This is a genomic window from Pseudomonas sp. 2835 (assembly GCF_050435905.1).
In the GTDB taxonomy this organism is placed as follows: Bacteria; Pseudomonadota; Gammaproteobacteria; order Pseudomonadales; family Pseudomonadaceae; genus Aquipseudomonas.
Window position 1 is genome coordinate 20498 of the sequence record NZ_JBNDLE010000025.1, and the last position, 24197, is coordinate 44694.

Here is a 24197-nt window from a genome sequence, read left to right on the forward strand (position 1 = left end):
ATGACTCCGCTCCCACAGGTTCTGAATTGCTCAGTGAATGATCCAGCTCAGCACCCACAAACCCAGCACCAGCCAGATGATGCCGAGTATGATCGAAGCGCGCATGAAGGCGCGGATCGCCGAGTACAGCAACATCAGGCCGACGATCAGGGCGAGGATGCTGACCAGCGAAGTGTCCATGCCCAGGGTGCGTGACAGGCCCTCGATAAAATTGCCACCGGCGTTGGCCAGCAGGTTGAACAATCCGCTAAGGCCGTCGACGATAAACCGGATCACCGCCCCCAGCGCCTGGCCGAGCCACTCGAAAAAACCTTCTACATGCATAGTTGCTTCCTGATGATCAATTCGGCGAATGCGCCGTTGCCAAGCCTTTGGCCATGCCTTGGCCGGGTCGGTTCCCTACGTAGCTGCTACGCCAGGAGGGCCTGATGCACATCTTAGCTCGCCTGCGTGGCGCAATCAGAAAACCCCTGGGCTTGCTGCTTGCCGTCCCGTTGCTGCTGATAGCCCTGTTGTGGCTTGCCGACCGCATCTGGCCGTTGCCGATGCCGGCTGATGACCTCGCCCGGGTGGTCCTGGCCGAAGACGGCACGCCGCTGTGGCGCTTTGCCGATGCCGACGGGGTGTGGCGCTATCCGGTCAGTGCCGAGCAGGTTTCGCCCTATTACCTGGAGGCGTTGCTGACCTACGAAGACCGCTGGTTCTACCATCACCCCGGGGTCAACCCGCTGGCCCTGGGCCGCGCGGCCTGGCAGAACCTGCGGGGCGGCCGGGTGTTGTCCGGAGGCAGCACCCTGTCGATGCAGGTGGCGCGCCTGCTCGATCCGCATTCGCGCACGTTGCCCGGCAAGCTGCGCCAGCTGTGGCGTACCGCGCAACTGGAGTGGCACCTGTCGAAGGCGCAGATCCTCGAGATCTACCTCAACCGTGCGCCGTTCGGCGGCACCTTGCAGGGTGTCGCAGCGGCCAGTTGGGCCTATCTTGGCAAGTCGCCGATGCACCTGACGCCTTCGGAGGCGGCCTTGCTCGCGGTGCTCCCCCAGGCGCCCAGCCGCCTGCGCCCGGATCGTCACCCGGAGCGGGCCCAGGCGGCGCGCGACAAGGTCTTGCAGCGCCTGGCCGAATACCAGGTGTGGCCGCAGCAACGGGTCGCCGAAGCAGAAGAGGAACCGCTGTTGCTGGCACCACGTCAGGAGCCGGCGCTGGCGCCCCTATTGGCGCGGCGCCTGAACCGCCCGCACAGCCCGCCGTTGATTCGCACCACCCTCGATGCCTCGTTGCAACGGCGCCTGGAAGACCTGCTGCTGGGTTGGCGGGCGCGGCTGCCGGAGCGTACCTCGGCAGCGATCCTGGTGGTCGAGGCGCAGAACATGGCGGTGCGCGCCTACCTGGGGTCGGTGGACCTGAATGACGAGCGCCGCTTTGGCCACGTCGACATGATCAGCGCCCTGCGTTCCCCCGGCTCGACCCTCAAGCCGTTCCTCTATGGCATGGCCATGGACGATGGCCTGATCCATTCCGAGTCGTTGCTGCAGGATGTGCCGCGCCGCTACGGCGACTATCGCCCGGGCAACTTCTCCATGGGCTTCAGCGGGCCGGTGGCGGCCAGCTCCGCCCTGGCCCTGTCGTTGAACCTGCCCGCAGTGCAACTGCTGGAAGCCTTCGGGCCGAAACGTTTTGCCGCGCAGATGCGCAGTGGCGGCGTGCCGTTGATCTTGCCGCCGCTGGCCGAGCCGAACCTGTCGCTGATTCTCGGCGGCGCCGGTAGCCGCCTGGAAGACCTGGTCGGCGGTTACGCAGCGTTTTCCCGTGATGGCCTCAGTGCGCCAATCCGCCTGCAACCGGATGATCCATTGCTTGAGCGGCGCCTGCTGTCGCCGGGCAGTGCCTGGATCATCCGGCGGATTCTCAGCGGCCAGGCGCGCCCGGACCGCGACCCTCACGCAGAGCTTGTGCAGCGCCCGCAACTGGCCTGGAAGACCGGCACCAGCTATGGCTTTCGTGATGCCTGGTCGATTGGCGTGGGCCCGCGTTACCTGATCGGTATCTGGATCGGGCGCCCGGATGGCACGCCGGTGCCCGGCCAGTTCGGCCTGGCCTCGGCGGCGCCGTTGATGCTGCAGGTGCATGACGTGCTGAGCAACCGCGACAGCCAGCGCGGCATTGCCGCGCCAGTGGCGGCGGTGCCGGCCAACGTCGGGGTTGCGGCGATCTGCTGGCCGCTCGGGCAACCCATGGCCCGCCAGGACTCCAACTGCCGGCGCCAGCGATTTGCCTGGACCCTGGACGGCACCACGCCGCCGACCTTGCTGGCCCAGGACCAGCCCTTGAGCGTCGGCTTGCGCGAGACGGTTTGGGTCAACGATCAGGGCTTGCGTGTCGATGCCACCTGCGCCGGCGCCCAGGCCCGGGACATCGCCCTCTGGCCATCGCCGCTGGAGCCCTGGTTGCCGCGGGTGGAGCGCCGCGAGGCGCGCTTGCCCAAGGTCGATCCGCAGTGCCCGCCGCAGGTGCCGGCCAGCGCGCCGCCATTGTCGATCGTTGGCGTGCGCCAGGGCGACCAGTTGCGCCGCCCGGCCACCAGCAGCGAGCCGTTGCGCTTCAAGGTCTCGGCCCTTGGCGGTAACGGTCGCCACTGGTGGTTCCTCAACGGGGCGCCACTGGGCGAAACCAGTGGCCAGGAAAACCTCACGGCAAGCTTCGATCAGGCCGGGCGCTTCGAGTTGAGCGCCCTGGATGAAAGCGGCGAAACCGCCCGGGTCGAATTCCAGGTCAATGACTGACACCGCCGATTAGACGATGCCGGGGCCAGCACCTACGCTTGGATTGACGAGGCCGCCGTCCTGGCGGCCTTGTACTGTTCGGGATCATGGAGCGTCCGATGCGTGCCTTGGCTGTCGCGATTGTTGGGTTGTCCTGGGCGGGCGTGGCCAATAGCGAACCCTTGCCGCGCTTTCTCTACAGCCACGATATCGAACGAAACCTGCCGGCGCCCAACCTGCCGGCCGATGCCTACCGGCCGAGCAACCCCGGGGTGCAGGTGCCGATCCCGGTGACCCAGGCCCAGCCATTGTTGCGCAGCACGCGGATCTTCCTGCGCAAGGTGCGCTTCGAAGGCGGCAGCATCTATCCGTTGAGTGACCTGCGCGACAACTACCAGGGCCTGGTCGGCCGCGAGGTCAGCCTCGGCGAGCTGATCGACGCCACCCAGCGCCTGACCCGGCGCTACCAGCAGGACGGCTACCTGCTGTCGCATGCCTATCTGCCCGAACAGGACTTCGCCGATGGCCGGGTGCGGGTGGTGCTGGTCGAAGGCTACATCGATGAGCTCGACCTGCACGGCGACGTGGGCCCGGCGGCGGCCTATGTGGAACAACTGGTGGGCCGGCTCAAGGCCGAGCGGCCGCTGACCCGCGTGACCTTTGAGCGTTATATCGCCCTGATGAGTCGCCTGCCGGGGTTCAGCGTGCAGGCACGCTTGGCGCCTGCCAACCCTGTCAGTGGCACCAGCCGGCTGATCGTCGAGGCCACGCGCCGGCCGTTCAGTGGCGGCCTGACTGTTACCGATGGCACCCGCGATGACCCCCAGGCCTTGCTCACCGTGAGCAGCAACGCACAGACGGCGCTGGCCGAACAGTTCAGCGTCACCGCCCTGGCGCCGCGCGGGGAAGATCACGAAAGCTACTTTCGCCTGGATTACTCCCAGTACCTGGACGATCAGGGTAGCCAGCTGCACCTGTCGGCGTCGCGATACGACAGCAACCCCAGTGCCCAGGTACTGCTCAGCGATGGCACCCAGCTCAAGGCCCATCGCGAGAATGACCGTTTCTCGGCGGGCCTCAGTCAGGTACTGCTGGCCGCGCCCGGTGAGTCGCTCAACGTGGCCGCGCGTTTCTACGCGGTCAACGATGATGTGCTGTACCGCGCGGTCGAAGGCCCCTTGCGCCTGAGCAACCGCACCGATGTGCGCGCCCTGGGTTTTGAGGGCGAGTGGCGCAAGGCCGATGCCGGGCAGTTGCGGATTGTCAGCGGCGGTGCCTATCAGGGCCTGGATTACCTGGGGGCGAAAAGCAACAGCGATTTCGACCTGGATTTCCTGCGCCTGCGCCTGTCCGGTTTGCAGAGCGATCGCCTGTTCGGCAACTGGCAGGGGGTGGCGTCGGCGGCCTTGTACTGGAGCCGCGACAGCCTGCCCGATAGCGAACGGGTGGTGTTCGGCGGGCAGAGCTTCGCCCGCGGTTATCCCGCCGACCAGGCCTTGGGCGACAAAGGTTGGGGCCTGGCGTATGAGCTCAACTACAGTTTCAACGGCGACGGCCGCTGGGTGAAGTTGCTGCAACCTTATGCCGTGCTGGATACCGCGCGCACCTGGTTCAATGAGGTGGACCTGCGCGATGCGCACCTGAGTTCAGCGGCGCTGGGGCTGCGCATTGGTGACGGGCGTTTCTATAACCTGGCGCTGGAGCTGGCCAAGCCGCTGTCGGACGTTGCTCTCGACAGTTTTGACCGGGAACCGCGGGTGAGTGTGAGTTTCAGTGTGCAGCTATGAACCGTCTCCCACAGGGGCCGTAGCCCCTGCAGGTTCACTGCACCAGTTGCATCCGCGGTTTGGGGAACAGGTTGTCCAGGGTTTCCAGCAGGCGGTTGTGGTAGATCGGCTTGCGGAACAGGTCCAGCACCTGCAGGCGCAGCAGGTCGCTGATGTCGTCCATGTCGGCATGCCCGGAGGTGACGATCACCGGCAAGTGTTGGCGTGAGGTGTGCTCGCGCAAGCGCCTGATCAGTGAGATGCCGCTTTCCTCCGGCATGCGCAGGTCGGTGATGACCAGGGCCACGTCCGGGTGGCGGGTGAGCTGTTGCAGGGCGAGTTTCACCGAGGTGGCCGTGTGGCAGCAAAAACCCTCGCCCTCCAGCAATTCGGCAAGTTCCAGCAAGGCGTCCTCTTCGTCATCCACCAGGAGCAACTGTTGACGGGGGGAAGAGGTCGGCATGGGGCGGTCCTGTGATGGAGGAGTTTTCAGTACATTAGCGTGTGCTCAAAAAAACCGCTCATCAGTTGGCAGGTGGAGTTTTAGGTGCTTCCAGCGCCTTTTCCACTTTGGACATTACCCCGGAGACATTGGTAGAAATGGGCGTAATGAACGCCGTCAACGCTACAGCAACCATGGCCGCGACAATCGCGTACTCGATGCCCGAGGCACCATCCTTGCGATAGAAGAAATCTTTGCAGCTCTTGAGGACTCGGGAAAGACGCATGGCATTTCTCCTTGCGCCGAAGGCGCAGATGGCAGGGGTATTCAGTGATTCCCCTTTGCCATCACAGCATCGTCAACGGCCCATGTCTTGGCAAATGTAAGAAGGTATTAATACGAAAGTTATAGCCAAATGCCGACGCCAATAAGTTGTTGTTTTATGGGGGTGTCGGTTTTGCGACGGAAAAAAATCTGACGGGTAATGGCATTTTGTCCTAGCTGCGCTACGGTCAAATAGCGAAATAGTTGTTTCTGACTGCAGTGCTGTGGACCGTTTCACAAAAATGCGTCTGAAGGACAGCTTGGGAGAGGGAGGGCCAGCATGAGCAGTCGTATCACCATTGTCCTCGCTGGCCTTTTTCTGATCGGTGCACTGCTTGCCGGCTACTGGGGGTTGGTGCTCAGTCAGCCGCCGAGTGAGCCGGCCCCGGCACCCATCGTTGAACCCGTACCGGCCCCGGTGACCCGGGTGGTCACTGAGGCGACAGACGAATTGCGCAAACCGGTGGTGGTACTGCGCCGCGATGTTGGCGCCTACACCCCGCTGGTGGCCGAAGACCTGCTGGTCGAACGCCTGCAGGTAGCGCCGCCGGGCAGTTTCCAGACCCTCGAACAAGTAATCGGACGCAGCAGTTGGCGCGCCTTGAGCGCCGGCACCTGGCTGGAGCAGGGCAGCTTCGAGGCCGGTGGCCCGCTGGCACGGATGATTCATCCCCATGAGCGGGCGCTGGCGGTGGCGGTGGACGAAGTGGTTGGCGCCGCCGGGCAATTGCACCCGGGTGACTATGTCGATGTGCTGGTGTTTCTGCGCGAAGACAACAGCAACCCGCAAGCGTCGGCCCAGGTGATATTGCCCGCCTTGCGCCTGCTCAGTGTCGGTGCGCAACTGGGCCTGGCCAACGATGGCCAGCCCGCTGAAGCGCCGGTGGATGAAAAGGCGCGCCAGGAGCAACAGCGCAACCCTGCACGCACCGTGGTGCTGGCGGTTCCCGAGGCGTTGGCCAGCCGCCTGTTGCTGGCCGCCCAGGCCGGCAGCTTGCGCCTGGCCGTACGCAGCGCCGAGGAAAAGCGCCTGGCCCGGTACTGGAGCGATCCGCATGCCAGTGCCAAGGCCGTCGACAACGCCAACCGCGAACTCTATCGCTTCAGCCAGCTTACCCAGGTGCCGGTCGCCAGGCCTGTAGCCAGCGCGGCGGCGCCACGCGGCATGGAAATCATCCGCGGTAATCAAGCCAACCAGCCAACCCCCTGATCAAGCAAGGATGCCCTTAAATGAGCAGTCGTTCCGAGCGGGTAATCAAGCAGATGCTCTGCGCCCTGTTGTGCGCCGCGCCGCTCGCTCCGGCAGCGATGGCGGCGCCCGGCTGCGCGGCGCTGGAGCAGGTGCCGGCGGTGATCGAGATCGATCAGGGCCTGCAGCAGGAGTTGCGCCTGCCGGTGGCAATCACCCGGGCGGCGATTGGCGAGCCGAAGATCGCCGACGTGCATGCCAGCGGCACTGATGCGGTGTTGCTGACGGCGGTCGGCCCCGGCGCCACCAGCCTGATGCTGTGGACCGCCTGCGCCAAAGCGCCGCGCCAGGCCATGGTGTTCGTCAAGGGGGTTGCCAGCAGCGAGATGGCCGCCAGTGCGCTGCCGCCCTCCGACGATCCACTGTTGCCCAGCCAGGTGCAGGCCGACATCCGCTTTGTCGAAGTCAATCGCACCAAGTACAAGGAGGCCGGCGCAAGGTTGTTCTTCAAGGGCTCCAACAACACCCTGATTGGCGCGCCCAGCACCGTGCCGAACACCTCCGTGAGCCCGGGCCAGGTGCCTACCTTGCCCGGCATGCCGAACATCCCCCTGGACAACGGCGTGTTCAACATCATCTGGGGTGGCGGCAGCAGTCGCTTTCTGGCCGCTATCAATGCCCTGGAAACCAGCGGTTTCGCCTACACCCTGGCGCGCCCCAGCCTGGTGGTGCTCAGCGGCCTGACCGCAAGCTTCCTGGCCGGCGGCGAGATCCCCATCCCGGTGCCCAGCAGCGGCAGCGACAGTGTCTCGATCGAATACAAGGAGTTCGGTATCCGCCTGACCCTGTCGCCGACCGTGGTCAGCCGCAATCGCATCCTGCTCAAGGTCGCGCCGGAAGTCAGCGAACTGGACTACAACAAGGCGGTGAATATTGCCGGCACCCAGGTGCCCGGCCTGACCGTCAGGCGTACCGATACCAGCATCTCCCTGGCCGATGGCGAGAGCTTCGTCATCAGTGGCTTGATCAGCAGCCAGTCGCGCTCGAGCGTCGACAAGTTTCCAGGCCTTGGCAACCTGCCGATCATCGGTGCGCTGTTTCGCCAGTCATCGGTGCAGCGCGACGAGACCGAACTGCTGATGATCGTTACCCCGCACCTGGTCCAGCCGCTGGCGGCCGATGCCCAGTTGCCGTCGCTGCCGGGTGAGGGATTGCGCAACTACGACCCGAGCTGGGGCCGCTTGTTCTTCCTCGAAAACGGCGACTTTGAACGTCGCAGCGGGTTATCCCAATGAGTGAAAGCCTGAGCCAGACCTTCCTCGCCATCACCCGCAACGATGGCGACCTGCAATGGTTGCAGGGCGCACTGGCGCCACTGGGGCAGGTGGTGGGTGCCGGCAGCGGCAGCCTCGACGAGCTGCTGGCGCTGGTTGATGTGACCTTCGCCAGCCTTGTGTTCGTCGGCCTTGACCGTGAGCAGGTGGTCAACCAGTGCGCGTTGATCGAGGGGGTGCTGGAAGCCAAGCCGATGCTGGCGATCGTGGCCCTGGGCGATGGCATGGACAACCAGCTGGTGCTCAATGCCATGCGCGCCGGGGCGCGGGACTTTGTCGCCTATGGCTCGCGCTCCAGTGAAGTCGCGGGGTTGGTGCGGCGCTTGAGCAAACGCCTGCCGCCGGTGACCAGCAACCCCAGCCTGGGTGGTCTGACCGTGCTCTATGGGGCCCAGAGTGCCGCCGACGGCGCCTTGCTGACCACGCACATGGCGCGGGTGGTGCAGACCAGCGGCCAGCAAACCCTGCTGCTCGACCTTGGTTTGCCCCGGGGTGACAGCCTGGCGCTGCTCGGCCTGGAGGCCTCGTTTCATTTCGGCGATGCCCTGCGCCACCTGCGCCGTCTCGACAACACCCTGATCGACAGCGCCTTTACCCGCGAAAGCTCGGGCCTGCGCTTGCTGGCCTATGCCGAGACCGACGAGCCACTGGAGCGCACCAGCGCGGCAGAGCTGTACATGCTGCTTAGCGCCCTGCGCCAGCACTTCCAGCACATCGTCGTGAACCTTACCGGCCAGGCCGACAGTGAGGCCCTGCGCACCTTTGTCAGCCACTGCGACAAGCTGATCTGGTACACCGACCAGAACGTCCTCGATTGCCGGCGCAACCTTGAAGTGCTGACCCAGTGGCGCGAGAAGGGCATGAAACTCGAACACGCAAGCCTGTTGGTCGACCGCTACCTGCGCGGCGTCGCGCCGGACTCCGAAGCCCTGGGCAAGCGCTACGGCCTGCCGGTTCTGCGGGTCTTGCCCTATAGCCCGGAGGTGCGCCTGAACGCCAAGAATCAGGGCCTGACCCTGTTCGAGCTGGCACCGCGCGAGCCGCTTACGCAACAGTTGAAAAGCCTCGGTGAACGCCTGGCGCGGCGCTCGGAAAACAACCCGCCGGTGGCCGCCAACTGGCTCAATCGGCTGTGGGGGCACAAGTGAGCGGCGACGAGCTGTTCGGTGGCCCCCGGCATAACCTGGGGGCCGATCCACAGGCGCTCAAACGCGCCCTGCACCGTTACATCATCGACGCCATCGAGGACAGCGGCCGCAACCTGCTCGAAGGTTCGCGCCCGGCCCTGGCGCAGTTCGTGGTGGAGCAAGTCGGCGATTACATTGCCCGCCTGCACCTGGCGTTGTCGCGCTACGAGATGGAACGCCTGGCCGAGGAGATCGTCGACGAGCTGACCGGTTTTGGCCCACTGGAAGTGCTGCTGCGTGATGCCAGTGTCACCGAAATCCTGGTCAACGGTCCGCATCGGGTGTTCATCGAGCGGGCCGGGGTGCTGCAACAGACCGACTTGCGTTTTATCGATGCCCACCATGTCGAGCGGGTCATGCAGCGGATTCTTGCACCCCTGGGCCGGCGCCTGGACGAGTCGTCGCCGATGGTCGACGCGCGCATGCCCGACGGCAGCCGGGTCAATGCCATCATCCCGCCGGTGGCGCTCGACGGGCCGTGCCTGTCGATTCGCAAGTTTCGCAAGGACATGCTCAAGAGTGCCGACCTGCTGGCCACCCGCACCATCGACCAGGGCATGCTCGACTTTATCCAGCTGGCGGTGGCTCGGCGCTGCAACATTCTGGTCAGCGGCGGCACCGGCACCGGCAAGACCACAATGCTCAACATTCTCAGCCAGCTGATCAGCCCCCATGAGCGCCTGGTGACCATCGAGGACGTGGCCGAACTGCAGCTCGATCACCCGCACGTGGTGCGCCTGGAAACCCGTCCGCCGAATGCCGAGGGGCACGGCGAGATCAAGGCCAGCGAGCTGATTCGCAACGCCTTGCGGATGCGCCCCGACCGCATTCTGCTTGGCGAGATTCGCGGCGTCGAAGTGCTCGATGTGCTCACCGCGATGAACACCGGCCACGATGGTTCGATGAGTACCGTGCACGCCAACACTGCCCAGGACGCCTTGCTGCGCCTGGAAACCCTGGTCGGCCTGACCGGCCGCCAGGTGGCCGAGAAGACCCTGCGACAGATGATCTGCGCGGCGCTGGATGTGGTCATTCAGCTGACCCGCCTGGCCGATGGCCGCCGCTGCGTCAGTGAGGTGCTGGAAGTCGTCGGGGTGCGCGATGACGTGTACGTCACCAATACCCTGTTTCGTCTCGACCGGCGCAATGGCGAGGGCTTCCTGCGTGAAGCGCCAAACCCGGCCGGCGACAAGCTGCGCCGCGATTACTCGGAGCTGCAGCCGTGATTGCGGCAATACTCGGGCTGATTTGCCTGGCCTTGCTCGGCTTGTCGGTGCACCTGTTCTACCGCGGCATGCGCAAGTCGGCCCAGGAGCGCATCCTCCGGCGCCTGGGCCAGGTCGAGGCAACGTCCGCACTGGCGCCAGTCGGGCACGACTGGCTGGACCGACTGCTGCAGCGTGCCGGTATCGAGCGGCGTAACGAATTGCTGTGGCTATGGCTGGCGATCTGGCTACTGGCTGCGCTGTTGACCGGGCGGATTGTCGGCTGGGCGGCGGGCCTCGGCCTGCTACCGATCGGCCCGCTGCTGGCCTGGTTGTACCTGGGCTGGCGCTATCGCCGGCGGCTGCAACGGATGATCGAACAACTGCCGGTGCTGCTCGATCACAGCGTGCGCAGCCTCAAGGCCGGGCGCACCCTCAGCGATGCAGTGCTCGGCGCCATCGATGCCTCCCGCGATCCGCTGCACGGCGCCTTGCAGCGGGTGCGGCGCAACGTGCAGATGGGCATCAGCCTGGACGATGCCGTGGGCGAGTTGGCCGAGTTGTATGACCAGGATGAACTGCGCCTGTTTGCCCTGGGCCTGCGTATCAACCATCGCTATGGTGGCAACGCCAGCGAGCTGCTGGAGAACCTGATCAAACTGATTCGTGAACGCGAGCAGGGCGCGCGACAGTTGCGCGCCATGACCGGCGAAACACGCATGACTGCTATCGTCCTGGGCTTGTTGCCGGTGGGCATGGCCGGCTATTTCCTGCTCAGCAATCCCAACTATCTGCTGACCATGTGGCGCGACAGCAACGGCCAGTTCCTCCTGCTTGGGGCCTTTGTTCTGCAAGCCTTGGGCTGCCTGGCGCTGTGGCGCATGTTGCGGAGTATCTGAAATGGCCCTGTTGCTCAGTGCCCTGATGTTCTTTGCCGCCTTTGCCTTGTTGCTGGCTCAGTTCCTGCGCCAGCGGCATCGCCAGCGCCTGGTCGCCCAGCGCTTGCAGGGCCAGCTGGGCGCGGACAACCGCTTGGGCAACTGGCTGCAGCATCTGGGTGCCAGCCGCCTGGGCCAGCGCTCGTTGAATCTGGACGGTGAGACGCGTTTGCTGCTCGACCGCATCGGTTGGCGGCGCAGCCGGCAACGGGCGTTATTCGCCGCCTGTCAGGTGGGGGTGCCGCTGTTGACACTGGGCCTGGGAGTGATCGCGCAGGAAACGCTGTACCGCACCAGCCAGACCCCGTGGCTGGTGTTGCCGCTGTGCGCCATGGGCGCCGGTTACCTGTTGCCCAAGCGCTTGCTGGCCTGGGCGGCGTCGCGCCGTCAACAGCAGGTCGCCCGGGAAGTGTCGACTTTCATTGCGCTGCTGCGGATTCTGTTCGAGTCGGGCTTGGCAGTGGAGCAGGCCTTGCGCGTGCTGAGCCAGGAATCACGGCAATTGTTGCCGGTGCTGAGTGAGGAACTGCGGATGATTTTGCTGCGGGTCGACTCCGGCCTGGCTCTGGCCCCGGAGCTGGAAAAAACCGCGCAACTACTCAGCGTCGACGAGTTCAGCGATACCTGTGTGATCCTCCAGCAGTTGCTGAGCCAGGGCGGCGGGGCTATGAAATCGCTGCTGGCGCTCAAGCAACTGCTCGATGACCGGCGCCTGACGCGCATGCAGGAGCGGATTTCGAAGATGTCCGGGAAGATGTCGATAGTGATGATGGTGTTCCTGTTTCCGGCCTTGCTGATTGTGTTGGCAGGGCCCGGTTTCACGGCATTGGCCAAGGCCTTGGGCTCATGAGCGGAGGGATGTGCATGAAAGCAGTCATGGTGATCATGAGCCTGGCGCTGCTCGCCGGTTGCAGTACTCAGGACGGCGCGCAGTGGCAGGCCCTGGCGGGGATGCCGGCCAGTTGCAGCAAGCCGGACTCCGCCCAGGAGCTGGCCTTGAGCATGGCCGACGAGATGCTCGCCGAAGGCCGCCCGCATGCCAGCCTGGCGCACCTTGAGGCGTTACCGGCGGACATGGCCCAGGTGCGCTTGCGCAAGGCCCGGGTGTCGCGCCTGCTCGGGCGCAGCGAGGCTGAGCCGTTGTACCGAAGCCTGCTTGGTGGCTGCCTGGCGGCTGAGGGTGAACATGGCCTGGGGCAATTGGCAGCGGCCCGGGGCGACAACCTCCAGGCCCAGCGTCACCTGCTGCGCGCGGTGCGCCTGGCGCCAACCGACGAAAAGGTGCGTAACGACCTCGGCGTGGTCTACCTGAACCTGGGCAATGTCGAGCAGGCCCGTTTCGAGTTCCTCACCGCCATCGAGCTCAAGGACAACAACGCCCTGGCGGCGGTCAACCTGGTGAGCCTGCTGCTCTATCAGGACAAGTTCCAGCAGGCCGCCGACCTGGTCAGCCGCTTGCACCTGACGCCGGCGCAGTTCAGTGAAGCCCGCGCGCGAGCCGAGCAGTTGAAGAAACCGGCAGCGCGCAGCGATCAGGTCGCTGCGGTTACCTCAGAAGCGTCCACCGTTACTCAACAGTGAGGTCGTCATGAACAGGTCATTGCTCCTGCTTGCCCTCAGCGTATTGCCGTTGGCCGCCCTGGCACTGGAAGGCGGGCCTTCGTCCAAGGCCCAGCAGACCACCGAAGCCTGGCTGCAGTTGCAGGCGCGCAACCTCGAAGCCTCGAAGATCCCGCAGACGGCCACGCCCAAGGAGCGTGACCAGAGCATGCAGCGCTGGCTCGACAGCTACAAATATGTGATCCCGGACTTTTACCGCTGGGAGAGTACCGGTGCGTCCGACAAATGACTCAGCCGCGAAGGCGCACTCAGTGCGCCGTGACTCGCTGATGCAGGGGCGAGGAGCCGGGTGACAACGCCAGCGCCAGCTGGGTGCGGTTGTGCATGTGGGTCAGGCGCAGCACCTGCGAGACGTAGAGCTTCACCGTGTTCTCGGTGATGCCCAGTTCGCAGGCAATCTGGTAGTTGGTCTTGCCCTTGCTCACCAGTTTGGCCACGTCCAGCTGGCGCGGTGACAGCTTGTCGAACAGCGCCGGCAGGTTGTCGGCCTCAGCTTCCGGCTCGATGTCGGTGGCGCGGCGGTGAGCACCGAGCCCGCGGGCCTTGTCCAGGTCCTGGTAGAGATCGTCGATCGATTCGGCCAGAAACTGCAGCTTCTGGTTCAGGTCACCCAGGTGCTGATAGCTTTTGCGCCGCTCCAGCACAGCGGCCTCCTGACGTTGTACACCTTCAAGCAGCTCGTTGAGGTCGACCGGTTTCTGGTAGTAGTCGGCAAAGCCTTCGCGCAGCGCCTTGATCACGTCCTGCTTATCGGCGCGCCCGGTGAGCATGATCGCTTCGAACTGGCGCTGCGGCCCGGCAATGGCCTTGAGCGCACGCATCAGTTCGAGGCCATCGCAGTCGGGCATGTGCAGGTCGCACACCACCAGCGCGATCTCCTGATCGACACTGAACTGCTCGATGGCCTGGGCACTGGACTGGCAGGGCACGCAACGGTAGCCGCTGCCCTGGAGAAATTCGCACAACTCTTCGACGATCAGTGGCTGGTCGTCCACGACCAGCACCTTCAACTCACTGACTGGCTTGCTCACATGCAACTCCCTGCGCTATTCGCCTTGTGTTCCCGAGGCCAGGCCGAGCCTGGATCCATTCCTGGCACACACTAGAAAGTAGTCGCACTTTTTGACTATGTACAAGGTTTGTACATCCTTTTGCGTGCGGTAATCGGCTAATTGATCCACACCGCTGCCAATAGAAAACCGAGCAGCAGAAACGGCGCGAAGGGCTGTTTTTTTGACGACTCCTCGCTCAGTTGCTTAAGACGGTTCTTAACCTTCTGACTCAAAAGGGACCATAGCCAACGGCGGCTTAGCAGCCAGGCGACGACTGCGACCCCTGCACCGATAAAGGTCCCCAGCAGGTGCATCCTATCGGTGGCCAGGGCCAGGGCCCCGAGCAATTTCACGTCGCCTGCGCCCAGGCGGCCGAGCATGTAACCGGGTAGGGTCAGCAGCATGACGATGGCCAGCGCCCAGCCGCCTTCGCTGGCATCGGCGCCAATCCAGGTGTGACCGGTAACGAATAGATAAACCAGGGCGCAGGCCGCGGCGCCGAGGGTCAGGGTATTGGCGATCTGGCGTTCGCGCAGATCCTGTTCAGAGCACAAGGCAAGCCACAGCAGCAGAACAATGCTTTGCATTGGCGAAAGGCCATCCCTTTGTGGTGAATGATTCTATGCTGTCTTTCAGGTGTCACTGTCAGGGTAGACGCGATCATGCAAGCAAGCCTGTGCAAGCGGCAAAAAGGCGCGGCAGCCCTCGAGTTTGTCGCGGTATTCGTGATCTTCTTCGCGGTCTTCTACGGGGTGGTCAGCTACGGGCTGCCGATGCTGATGCTGCAGTCCTTCCACCAGGCCAGTAGCGAAGCGGTACGCCGCTGTGTGGCGCTGGATCCTGCCAGCGCCACCTATAGCGCCGATGTCGACGCTCTGGCCAAGCGCGTGCTTGGCGAGCAACTGGCGTGGATGCCGGCGTCGTTGGCTTTCCAGGTCAATAGCGATGCCACGGTGGTCCTTACCCCGGGCAAGCTGCTGACGGTGAAGATCGACTACGCCAAGGGCAAACTGACCTCGGTGTTGCCGCTACTGAAACTGCCCGGCATCGGTGAGGTGCCGCGCCTGCCCGAGAGCCTCAAGGCTGAAGCGAGCCTGCAGCTGTGAGTGGCGGGCATAGCCTGTTCGAGCGCTGGCGCGGGCGCGCGGCACCGGTCGAAGAGCCCGTGGTGCAAGTGCCCGAGGTGCCCGCGGTGGGCCTGCAATTGTGGCTGGATGCCGCTGCCAGGGTGTTGCGCCTGGCCGGCCCGCTGCGCGCGGCGCTGGCGCTGCCGACCCAGGCCGGGGTGCGCCTGCACGACTACGTGCAGCCCTACAGCCTGCTGGTGCTCGAAGGCGAGCCGGCAGACTGGCAGGGGCAGCTTCTGGAACTGGACTTCAAGGCGGCCGGCGGCCACACCTTGCACACCCGCGGCTGGTTGCAGCCTCAGGGCGATGGCGGCTGGTTGCTGCAGATGTTCGACATCGGCGATCTGTTGCAGCATCGCCAGCAAGCCCTGGCCGCAGAGCGCCAGCAGCACCTGATCGCGCACCTGGCCTGCGCCTTGCGCGCCTGCAGCATCGAACGCCTGCAAGCGGTGGCCGAAGAACAGCTCAACTGGTTGGTACGCCACTGGCGGGCCCGGGGCGCGGGTGTGCTGGTGCAAACCGAGCAGGGCTGGCAGATTTACGCCTGCAGTGGCGATGCGCTGCACTGGCTGCGTGACGAACAGCTGGCGCCGTTGCTTGATCGGCAGTTGCCGGCGAGCATGCTCAGCAGCGCCAGCGAGCCCGCGCTACAGGCCCTGTTGCCAGGGCTTTCGACTTACCTGCTGGCGTTTGCCCAGGGCCAGGCCAATCAGGCCTGGCTAATCTGCATCGAGCCGCAAGAGGTGCTGCAGGCCGAGGATGCCCTACTGGTTGCCGCCGCCTTTGTCGAACCGTTGCTCGCTCGCCTGGCTGCGCACCAATTGCATCAGCAAAGCGAACGCCTGGACAGCCTGCAATTGCAATTGGGCGCCGGTTGGTGGCAATGGCGCCTGGACGAGCCGCACTTGCACCTGGACCCGGCGCTGGCCGAGAGCCTTGGCGTGCCGGCGGCGCTGACCCTCAACCAGTGGTTGAGCCGCGTGCACCCGGCGGACCGCGAGGCCGCCCAGCTGGCATTTGCCGAGCTGCAGCGCCAGGGCTGCGCCTTGCAACTGAGCCTGCGCCTGCTCGACCATAGCACCCAGGCGCAGCCGCGCTGGTATCGCTTGTGCGGCCAGGTGCACGGCAGTGGCGGCAATCGCCGGGTCCAGGGTTTCATGCTCGACATCAGTGATATCAAGGCCCAGCAGCTGCAGGCCAATGCTGCTCAGGCGCGCCTGGAAAACCTGATCGCCAGCTCGCCGGCGGTGATCTACATCCAGCGCTACGCCGAAGGCGCGTTGCTCACCGAGTTCTGCAGCGCCAGCCTGACACCGATGCTCGGCTGGCAAGCGCTGGCCGGCGAGCCCCTGCAACCGGCGCAGTGGTTGCACGCCGATGATCAGCCGCTGTGGCTGGAGCGCACGCGCATGCTCTTGCAGCATGGCCAGAGCCGCAGCCGCTATCGCCTGCGTGATCAGCATGGCGGATATCACTGGATACTGGATGAAGCGCGCCTGCTGCGCGATGACCTCGGTTTGCCGGTAGAGGTGGTGGGCATCTGGCTGGACGTCAGCGAGGCCACCGAGGCTGCGGAAAAAATGCGCCAGAGCGAGGAGCGCTATCGGGTGCTGGTCGAGGATTCACCGGCGATGATCTGCCGCTACCGGCCGGACCTGAGCCTGGTGTTCGGCAACCAGCCGTTGGCTGATTACCTGGAATGTTCGCCCGCGCAACTGGCCGGTGTGAACCTCGGCCAGTGGCTATCGCAGACGCAGCGCCAGGCCTTTGTCGAACGCCTGGCGGGCTTGACCCCGGAGCAGCCGGTGAGCAGCGCCGAGATTTGCCTGCAACTGCCAGGGCGCGAACATGCCTGGTGGCTGTGGTCTGATCGCGGATTGTTCGACGAGCACGGCCAGTTGCAGGAAATCCAGGCAGTGGGCCGCGACAACACGCAAGTACGGCGCACTCAGCAGCAACTGCTGCAAAGCGCAAAAATGGCCACCCTTGGCGAAATGGCTACCGGCCTTGCCCATGAAATCAACCAGCCGCTCAACGTCATGCGCATGGCCGTGGTCAATGCGCTCAAGCGCTTGGAAAACGGCAATGCCGAGGTCGACTACTTGCAGGACAAACTCAAGCGTATCGATGCCCAGGTGCTGCGCGCCTCCAAGGTGGTCGATCACATGCGCGTGTTCGGTCGGCGCTCGGAGCTTGAGCAGCAACCGTTCGCGCCCTGGCAGGCGGTGGAGGGCGCCCTGTCGTTGCTGGCCGACGGCTTGCGCGGCAAGGGCGTGGAACTGCGCGTGCAGGCCCCCGCGCAGGAGATGCAGGTCAGTGGGCATCAGGATCAGCTGGAACAGGTGCTGATCAACCTGCTGGTCAACGCCCGCGATGCCCTGCTGGCCCGCCGCGAGCAGCACCGCGAGCTGCAGCCGTGGATCGCCGTGGGGCTTGAGCGGGAAGGGCAGCACGTACGGCTGCTGGTCGAGGACAACGGCGGCGGCATCGAGCCGCGTTTGCTCGAACGCATCTTCGAGCCGTTCTTCACCACCAAGCCGGTGGGCGTTGGCACTGGCCTGGGGCTGTCGGTGAGCTACGGCATCATCGACACCATGGGCGGCTGCCTGAGTGTCGAGAACGCCGAGCAGGGGGCGCGGTTCTGCATCGAGTTGCCGGCCTACAGCACCAGTTGAGCGCGAGAGCTGGAGCAGGTCAGGTTGGCACTGACTTCGACCGTGTTCAGGTCGATGCCGAGGACCTTGAGCAAGGCGTTGAGCAGGGGATCGACCAGCGGGCTGAGCAGGTTCTTGATCATCGGCTTGAGGATATCCGTCACCCCGGTCAGTACGCTGCTGGCAACACTGAGGATCTCGCCCAGCACATCACCGTTCTGTGGTTTGTAGACCTGCAACGGAAGGGTATCGATGGTGGTGCTCAGGCTTTGCACCACGTTTATCGGTTGCATGCTCAGGTAAGGCGCAGGCTTGCCGATCTCCGGCAGGTTGGCGCCACTGAACAGCAGGTTCTCGTGGCGTGACAGTACCTGCAGCGGATCCGGCTTGATGCCCACGCCCCCGCCTACCCAGGGCACCCGGGTTGCGCATTTGGGAAACAGCCCGAGCAGACTGGTGCAGATGTTGGTACCGATATCGATCAGCGGGATCGGGGTGACCGTGCCGCTACCGGTGCTGAAGAAGGTCGCCGGGTTGTCGATCTTGCCGATGGTGACCGTGGCTGCCGCGCTGTCGGTTGAAGCAGTCAATTGCTTGTCGGGGCTGCAGCGGTAGGTGCTGACACGGCTGGTCGCCTTGACCGTGTCGATGCTGATATCAATGCGCGCGGCTTTGCTCAGGGCTTCGATGTCACTGACCTTGCACGGCACCCCTAGTGCGCAGGTCAGGGACTGTACGGTGCCCAGCAGGTTCAGGTGCAGCAGGTTGTTAAGGATATTGGTCAGCGGTGCGGCCAGCTTCAGCACTTCCGTGACGATGCCGCCGAGGGTATCGACTACCGGCGTATTCAGCGACACCAGGGTGCGGATCTGTGCAGTCTGCACGCTGATGTCGTCGGTTTGCGGATTGCCGATGGCGGAAATTCGCGGCGGCTCGATGACCTTGATCTGGACCTTGCCGCTGACCAGCCCCAGGGCATTGAAGGGCAACTCGACCGAAGCAGCATTGTGCTTGTCGGCCAGCAGGATCACCCCTTGCACCAGTTGCAGCAACTGCAGGCTGGTGTCCAGCCCGGCCTTGGCGGTGCCGGCCTGGATATCGAGGATTTCATTGAGCTTGAGCACGCGGTTGTCATCGGTGCCGACCGTTAGCTTGCCCAGGTTGGTGACGACGTCGATGGCGGAGTTGCTGCCTTGTTTGAATACGTCGATCGCCGCCTGGATCAGTTGCGTGGCCGACAGCTGCTTGCCCAGTAGCTCATCGTAGTTGCCAGCTTGTACATTGACGTTGATTGCCAGTTGGTCCAGGTACTTGAGCAGGTTGATATCCGTGTTGGCCAGGCCTTGCCAGCCCAGGGCATCCAGTTGCACCCGCCCGCCCAGCGGATCGAGCAGGGCATTGAGCAACGCCGACTTGCGTGTATCGATGTTGGCCAGGGTAGTGCGGATGCGCAACATGGCCAACGGCGGTCTCGGTGTCGCCGCCACGGCCTGGGCCGTGAGGCTGGTGGTGCTTGGCAGGGTGTTGCCGCGAACCAGCGCTTGCACCCCGGCGGCGATGCTGGTGGGCACGCTGTTCTGGGCGATGACCCTAATCGCATCGTTGCGCGCGGGGTTGACGGTAAAACGGCGCAGGCTGTCGACGCCGGTTTGCAGGGTGCCGCAGGCGGTGGCCAGGGTTCGCCCCTCGGCTACGGTAAAACCATTGCGGCTGGCGCTGGCCTGGGCCAGGGCCGCGGCCTGGGGCCCGGGGCCGCTGCACACTGCGCTTTGTCCGGCTGCCTCCAGTGCCGCCATGTCGACCACCCGCTGCAACTTGCGCTGCTCCAGGTACAGCCGCCCGCTGTCGACCACCAGCAGCCCGAACAACAAGGCCATGCCCAGGGTCAGGGCGGCGATCAAGCCGATGGCGCCACGTTGCCGTGCTGGAAAGCGAGTAGACACGAGCACTCCTTTGCCGGCCCATGGCCGCGCGGGGCAGCAGCAGTGCAAAGGAGTGTAGCCAAGATAATGGCCAGTCGCCTGCATGGCGACTGGCGGGCGAGGGTCAGCGTGGCGGGTAGTTGACCATCAGCTTGGCGACGGTGTTCTGGATCGCCGAGTTGCGTTCTTCGGGGCTAGGCGGGTAGTTGTTCATGATCTGCTCGGCACTGCCGCGCCACACCAGCTTGCCGTCGCGGGCGTCGAACAGGTCGACCTGGATGGTTGCCACCTTGTAGTCGACGCTGCGGGTTTCGTTGTACATCGGCCCACCCCAGTAGCCACCCCAGGCGCCGCCATAATTGGTAGTGACCTGTTGCTGGCGGTTCTCGACGATCAGGTAGGACTGCACCTTGAGGTCAGGGCGGCTGTTGCCCTGGGCCGGGCGCAGGCCACGCTGGTCGAGCTGGCCGGCCACCGCCTGGCGGATGCGTTGTTCGGTGAGGTCGCTCTTGATCCGTGGATCATCCGGGCGGTACTGCAGCCCCGGCTCCTGCCAGACCCAGCTGCGGTAAGCGGCGAAGTCGCGGCTGGCATCGAAGTCCTGGGTGACATTGTTGCTCTGGCAGGCGCCGAGCAGCAGCGCGAGCGAGAGTAAAGCCAGAAGGCGCAACATGATGGTTCTCCGATTACCTTTAACTTGGAGGATAGCTGGCCAGGGCCTTCTGCACCGATTCGCGCACAGCATCGGCGCGCTTGCCCTGGGAGTCCTGGCTGGCGGTTTCGGCGCTGGCGCTCCAGACCGGCTGGCCGTCGCGGGCGTCATAGAGGTCGACGCGCACCACCATCACTTCGACCTCGTAGGTGCGCACCAGCGGCACGCTGCCGTAGACCCCGTAGCCATTGTGATAGCGGCCATAGCTGCCATAGCCGCCGTAACCGCCATAGGGGTAGCTGTCATAGGGGTAATAGTCTTCGCGAACCTGACGCAGGCGCCGCTCCAGGCGCAGGTCGGCACTGACCAGCAGGTCGCCGCTTTGACCATTGCGGGCCGGACGCAGGCCACGCTGGTCGAGGGCGTTACTGACCGCATCGGCCAGCTGTGCAGGTTCTGCATAGGTGCTGCCCGCCGGCAACTGGCCGTTGAGCCAGGCCCAACTGCGGTAGCGCCCGTAGTCGCGCGGCGCGGCCGGGTAGGCGCTGGCATCGAAGGTCGTGGCGGCCTGTGCGGGGGCCGGGGGCAACGGGCGGGAGCTGGCCACATACGGGTTGCTGCCCTGGCAGGCGGCCAGGGCCAGGCACAGCAGGCCCAGGGTCAAACGGTACGGCATGTCAGCCTCCCGGCGGGTGCGCTTCAGCGCGGTCGGCAGATCCAGTGCAGGTAGCGGCCCAGGCCGGCGAACGCCGGGTGCCGTCGATGCGCCAGCTCCATTTCCAGCAGGTCGAGCAGCTCGGCCTTGGCCTGGAAGTCGCGGGGCATGTAGTCGTGGAAAACCCGCACGCCACTTTCACTTTCGACCTGCCACAAGCCTTCAAGTTGCGCCTTGAGCGTGCGTGGATCAAGTGGTTTTTGCGGGGTCAGGCTCTGCTTTTCACCGGCCAGCTCGTTGCTGCGCAATTTGCGGAAGTGGCCCTTGAGCAGGTTGCGGTACACCAGCGCGTCGCGGTTGTAGAACGCCAGTGACAGCAGGCCATCGGTGCGGGTCAATTGATGCAGTACCGGCAGGATGGCCTCGGGTTCGGCCAGCCATTCCAGCACCGCGTGGCACAGCACCAGGTCATAGGGTTCGGTCAACTGGCCGAGCAGGTCCTGCCACGGCGCCTGGATGAACGCGGCCTGCTGGCCGGCTTCGGCAAAGCGCTCCCGAGCGCCGTCGAGCATCGGCGCAGCGGGTTCGGCCAGGGTTACCTGGTGCCCGCGCTGGGCCAGCCACAACGACATATGGCCCAGGCCCGCGCCGATATCCAGTACCCGCAAGGGGCGATCGGGGAGCGCTTCGGCAAGGTCCGCCTGGAGCACCGCCAGGCGGATAGCGCCTTTGGCACCGCCATAGATTTTTTCGGCAAAACGGGTCGCCAGCTCATCGAAGTGACGGTCGTTCATTTGGCAAAACGCCTTTCGCTGTCGGCCAGTTTGCTTCTGACCACCTGCTCCATGTCCAGGCCCAGTTCGCTGCACAGCAGCAACAGGTAGAGAACGATATCGCCAACTTCCTGGCCGGCGTGCTCAAGTTGCTCGGGCGGCAACTGGCGCGACTGGTCTTCAGTCAGCCACTGGAAGATTTCCACCAGTTCGGCCATCTCGACGCTGGCGGCCATGGCCAGGTTCTTCGGGCTGTGGAAGCCGCGCCAGTCGTTGGTGTCGCGGATGCGGTGCAGGCGTTCGGTCAGTTCTTGCAAGTTCATCGGGGCTCTCCTCAAGCGGCATAGCTTCAGGCGGGCGCCGTCGCAACGCAAGAGGGCGTGGTCAGCTCAGTGCTCGCCAGGCACCTCGCATGTGCACCAGCTCGCCATGGCCGTCGAGCTGCAACTGGCCCTCGGCCGCAGCCGGGCTGCTGTTGAGGATCACCTCGCTGGGCAGGCGCACCGGTTTGACGAAGCCCACCTCGATCTCGTAACCACTGACCGGCAGGTGCCCGCGCAGCGCGGAGAGGGCCATGGCCTTGCTCCACATGCCATGGGCAATGGCGGTGGGGAAGCCGAACAGCCTGGCGCTGACGGCACTGAGGTGGATCGGGTTGTAGTCGCCGCAGACCTTGGCATAACGCCGGCCGATATCGCTGTCGGCGTACCAGCGGGTCAGTTCGCTCAAGGGCAGGGCCTCGGGCTCTTCGACCGCAGGCGGTTCGCCGCTCAGTTTCAGCCCCCGGCAGAGCATGCGGCTGGTCTCGGACCAGATCAGGCCGAGGCCGTCTTCGGCTTCGGTAATCAGGTCGCAGGTGGCGCCTTTTTCATGGGGCTGCAGGTTCTCCACATGTACGCTGAAACGCAGGCGACTAATGCCCCCCAACGGGCGCAGCACGCGAATGCTGTTGTGCAGGTGCACCAGCCCCAGCAGCGGCAAGGGAAAATCCTTTGCGGTCAGCAGTTGCATCTGCAGGGCGAAGGCCATGACATGTGGGAAGGTCGGCGGCAGGCGCCCGTCGTCACTGAAGTGGCAGAGTTTGCGGTAGGCCTCAAGCTGCTGCGGGTCGACGCTCAAGTTGCAGCGCAAGCCAGTGCCGGGCAGGCTGTCGCCGCTGATCTTGCGCTTGCGCGCGGCGCGCAGGTACAGCCCGGAAAGCGCCGCCGTGCTGCCAAGCTCAATCCATTTACGGCTCATGTTCAGGCCCCCATCACGGCTTGACCACAAACCCGCAGCACCTGGCCATTGACCGCGCCGCTGCCTGGTTGCGCCAGCCACGCCACTGCTTCGGCAACATCCTCGGGCAGGCCGCCCTGGCCCAGCGAACTCATGCGCCGGCCGGCTTCGCGCAGGGCGAAGGGAATCGCTGCGGTCATGCGTGTTTCGATGAACCCGGGGGCCACGGCGTTGATGCTGCTGCCGCGCTTGGCCAGCTTCGGCGCCCAGGCCTGGGCCAGGCCGATCAGCCCGGCCTTGCTGGCGGCGTAGTTGGCCTGGCCACGGTTGCCGGCGATGCCGCTGATCGAGGCCAGCAGGACGATCCGCGCGTTGTCGTGCAGGGCGCCGCTGTCGAACAGCGCCTGGGTCAGCAGTTGCGGGGCCTTGAGGTTGACCGCCAGTACCGAATCCCAGAATTCCGGGGTCATGTTGGCCAGGGTCTTGTCGCGGGTGATGCCGGCGTTGTGCACGACAATATCGATACCGTCGGGCAGGCCTTCAAGCAACTGTGCCGGGGCGTCCGTCGCGCAGATGTCCAGGGCCAGGCTGCGCCCGCCCAGGCGCGCGGCCAGGGCATCGAGGTCGGCCTTGGCCGGCGGTACATCGAGCAGGATCACTTCGGCACCATCGCGGGCCAGGGTTTCGGCGATCGCCGCACCGATGCCACGGGCGGCGCCGGTGACCAGCGCCTTGCGCCCGGCCAGGGGTCGGCTCCAGTCCTGGACCGCTGTGCCGCAGGCTTCCAGGCGCAGTACCTGGCCGGAAATGAATGCGCTTTTTGGCGAAAGAAAGAAACGCAGGGCGCCTTCGAGCTGGTCCTCGGCCGCTTCGTTTACATACAGCAGTTGCAGGGTGCCGCCGGCGCGCAACTCCTTGGCCAGTGAGCGGCTGAAGCCTTCGAGGGCACGCTGGGCCACCTGCGCCAGCGGGTCATCGAGCTGTTCCGGGGCGCGGCCGAGAATGACGATATGGGCGCTGGGCGCCAGGCTGCGCAGCAGCGGCTGGAAGAACTCGCGCAGTTGCTTGAGCTGGTCGATATCGTCCAGTTCGCTGGCGTCGAAGACTACCGCCTTGAGCTTGGGGCCCAAGCCTGCAACCCACTCGCTGGCCTCAAGGTCGGGGCTGGCAAAGCTGTACAGCTCATCGGTCAGGCGCCTGGCAAAAGTTTCGACGGTCCTCGCCAGCGGCCCGCCGCCAAGCAGCAGGGCGCCCTCGATCGGCCGCAGGCGGCCGGCTTGCCAACGTTCCAGGCGGGCCGGACTGGGCAGGCCGACGGCACCTACCAGACGGCGGCCAAGGTCAGAGTTGGCGAAGTCGATATAGCGGTCGCTCATG

At 64.9% G+C, this 24197-nt stretch carries 24 protein-coding genes; 12 read left to right on the forward strand and 12 right to left on the reverse strand.

Translation table 11 applies throughout. The annotated features are described in order from the left end of the window. Positions 1-30 precede the first annotated feature (30 nt). The gene (locus tag ABIE20_RS24580; protein WP_429507955.1) at positions 31-324 is read right to left on the reverse strand and encodes a hypothetical protein; all 294 of its coding nucleotides are present in this window, start codon (positions 322-324) and stop codon (positions 31-33) included. A gap of 104 nt (positions 325-428) precedes the next feature. Between ABIE20_RS24580 and pbpC the strand changes: the two genes are divergently transcribed. Both pbpC and ABIE20_RS24590 read left to right on the forward strand, forming a co-directional pair. Next, positions 429-2783, forward strand: coding sequence for a peptidoglycan glycosyltransferase PbpC (gene pbpC / locus ABIE20_RS24585; protein WP_429507957.1), 2355 nt, complete (start codon positions 429-431; stop codon positions 2781-2783). A gap of 98 nt (positions 2784-2881) precedes the next feature. Further along, positions 2882-4549, forward strand: coding sequence for a ShlB/FhaC/HecB family hemolysin secretion/activation protein (locus tag ABIE20_RS24590; protein ID WP_429507958.1), 1668 nt, complete (start codon positions 2882-2884; stop codon positions 4547-4549). Positions 4550-4583: 34 nt separating this feature from the next. Here ABIE20_RS24590 and ABIE20_RS24595 read toward each other — a convergent pair whose 3' ends face one another. Continuing rightward, positions 4584-4991 (reverse strand): response regulator, encoded by a 408-nt coding sequence (locus ABIE20_RS24595; RefSeq protein ID WP_429507959.1) that lies wholly within the window; start codon positions 4989-4991, stop codon positions 4584-4586. A 61-nt stretch (positions 4992-5052) separates the two neighbouring features. Further along, entirely contained in the window at positions 5053-5256 is a 204-nt protein-coding gene (locus ABIE20_RS24600; RefSeq protein WP_429507960.1) for a Flp family type IVb pilin, read from the reverse strand. A gap of 318 nt (positions 5257-5574) precedes the next feature. Between ABIE20_RS24600 and cpaB the strand changes: the two genes are divergently transcribed. Genes cpaB through ABIE20_RS24640 form a run of 8 tightly spaced genes read left to right on the forward strand, consistent with a single transcriptional unit; the run spans position 5575 to position 12996 of the window. Beyond that, on the forward strand, positions 5575-6504 hold the full coding sequence (gene cpaB, locus ABIE20_RS24605; protein WP_429507962.1) for a Flp pilus assembly protein CpaB: 930 nt from the start codon (positions 5575-5577) through the stop codon (positions 6502-6504). A 20-nt stretch (positions 6505-6524) separates the two neighbouring features. Further along, complete coding sequence (locus tag ABIE20_RS24610) at positions 6525-7778, forward strand: type II and III secretion system protein family protein (protein WP_429507963.1); 1254 nt, start codon at positions 6525-6527, stop codon at positions 7776-7778. Further along, the gene (locus tag ABIE20_RS24615) at positions 7775-8965 is read left to right on the forward strand and encodes a pilus assembly protein (RefSeq protein ID WP_429507965.1); all 1191 of its coding nucleotides are present in this window, start codon (positions 7775-7777) and stop codon (positions 8963-8965) included. The genes ABIE20_RS24610 and ABIE20_RS24615 overlap by 4 nt, the downstream gene beginning before the upstream one ends. Then, on the forward strand, positions 8962-10230 hold the full coding sequence (locus tag ABIE20_RS24620) for a CpaF family protein (protein ID WP_429507966.1): 1269 nt from the start codon (positions 8962-8964) through the stop codon (positions 10228-10230). Before ABIE20_RS24615 ends, ABIE20_RS24620 begins: the two co-directional genes overlap by 4 nt. Next, a complete protein-coding gene (locus ABIE20_RS24625) occupies positions 10227-11108 on the forward strand; it encodes a type II secretion system F family protein (protein WP_429507967.1) in 882 nt (293 codons plus the stop codon). Before ABIE20_RS24620 ends, ABIE20_RS24625 begins: the two co-directional genes overlap by 4 nt. A gap of 1 nt (position 11109) precedes the next feature. Next, the gene (locus ABIE20_RS24630) at positions 11110-11997 is read left to right on the forward strand and encodes a type II secretion system F family protein (RefSeq protein WP_429507969.1); all 888 of its coding nucleotides are present in this window, start codon (positions 11110-11112) and stop codon (positions 11995-11997) included. A 14-nt stretch (positions 11998-12011) separates the two neighbouring features. Further along, positions 12012-12728, forward strand: coding sequence for a hypothetical protein (locus ABIE20_RS24635; protein WP_429507971.1), 717 nt, complete (start codon positions 12012-12014; stop codon positions 12726-12728). A 7-nt stretch (positions 12729-12735) separates the two neighbouring features. Next, positions 12736-12996, forward strand: a complete 261-nt coding sequence (locus ABIE20_RS24640) for a DUF3613 domain-containing protein (RefSeq protein ID WP_195885604.1) — start codon at positions 12736-12738, stop codon at positions 12994-12996. Positions 12997-13015: 19 nt separating this feature from the next. Here ABIE20_RS24640 and ABIE20_RS24645 read toward each other — a convergent pair whose 3' ends face one another. After that, positions 13016-13804 carry a response regulator transcription factor gene (locus tag ABIE20_RS24645; RefSeq protein WP_429507973.1) on the reverse strand — a complete coding sequence of 263 codons (789 nt, stop codon included), beginning with the start codon at positions 13802-13804 and terminating at the stop codon, positions 13016-13018. Positions 13805-13935: 131 nt separating this feature from the next. After that, a complete protein-coding gene (locus ABIE20_RS24650) occupies positions 13936-14406 on the reverse strand; it encodes an A24 family peptidase (protein ID WP_429507974.1) in 471 nt (156 codons plus the stop codon). A gap of 75 nt (positions 14407-14481) precedes the next feature. Here ABIE20_RS24650 and ABIE20_RS24655 point away from each other — a divergent pair, with 75 nt between their 5' ends. Both ABIE20_RS24655 and ABIE20_RS24660 read left to right on the forward strand, forming a co-directional pair. After that, entirely contained in the window at positions 14482-14925 is a 444-nt protein-coding gene (locus ABIE20_RS24655) for a TadE/TadG family type IV pilus assembly protein (protein WP_429507975.1), read from the forward strand. After that, entirely contained in the window at positions 14922-17621 is a 2700-nt protein-coding gene (locus tag ABIE20_RS24660) for an ATP-binding protein (protein WP_429507976.1), read from the forward strand. Before ABIE20_RS24655 ends, ABIE20_RS24660 begins: the two co-directional genes overlap by 4 nt. Here ABIE20_RS24660 and ABIE20_RS24665 read toward each other — a convergent pair. The 7 genes from ABIE20_RS24665 to ABIE20_RS24695 all read right to left on the reverse strand — a co-directional run bounded on the left by ABIE20_RS24665 (position 17606) and on the right by ABIE20_RS24695 (position 24196). Next, entirely contained in the window at positions 17606-19543 is a 1938-nt protein-coding gene (locus tag ABIE20_RS24665; RefSeq protein ID WP_429507978.1) for a pilus assembly protein TadG-related protein, read from the reverse strand. The two genes, ABIE20_RS24660 and ABIE20_RS24665, sit on opposite strands and share 16 nt — an antisense overlap. 103 nt (positions 19544-19646) lie before the next feature. Continuing rightward, positions 19647-20195, reverse strand: coding sequence for a DUF4136 domain-containing protein (locus tag ABIE20_RS24670; RefSeq protein WP_429507980.1), 549 nt, complete (start codon positions 20193-20195; stop codon positions 19647-19649). Positions 20196-20214: 19 nt separating this feature from the next. Next, positions 20215-20850 carry a DUF4136 domain-containing protein gene (locus tag ABIE20_RS24675; RefSeq protein WP_429507982.1) on the reverse strand — a complete coding sequence of 212 codons (636 nt, stop codon included), beginning with the start codon at positions 20848-20850 and terminating at the stop codon, positions 20215-20217. A 23-nt stretch (positions 20851-20873) separates the two neighbouring features. Next, complete coding sequence (locus ABIE20_RS24680) at positions 20874-21623, reverse strand: methyltransferase domain-containing protein (protein WP_429507983.1); 750 nt, start codon at positions 21621-21623, stop codon at positions 20874-20876. Further along, entirely contained in the window at positions 21620-21925 is a 306-nt protein-coding gene (locus ABIE20_RS24685; RefSeq protein ID WP_123565031.1) for a MazG-like family protein, read from the reverse strand. The genes ABIE20_RS24680 and ABIE20_RS24685 overlap by 4 nt, the downstream gene beginning before the upstream one ends. A 61-nt stretch (positions 21926-21986) precedes the next feature. Then, positions 21987-22841: a MaoC family dehydratase gene (locus ABIE20_RS24690; RefSeq protein ID WP_429507984.1), complete on the reverse strand. Its 855-nt coding sequence runs from the start codon at positions 22839-22841 to the stop codon at positions 21987-21989. Positions 22842-22843: 2 nt separating this feature from the next. Further along, positions 22844-24196 (reverse strand): 3-oxoacyl-ACP reductase, encoded by a 1353-nt coding sequence (locus ABIE20_RS24695; protein ID WP_429507985.1) that lies wholly within the window; start codon positions 24194-24196, stop codon positions 22844-22846. Position 24197: the final 1 nt, after the last annotated feature.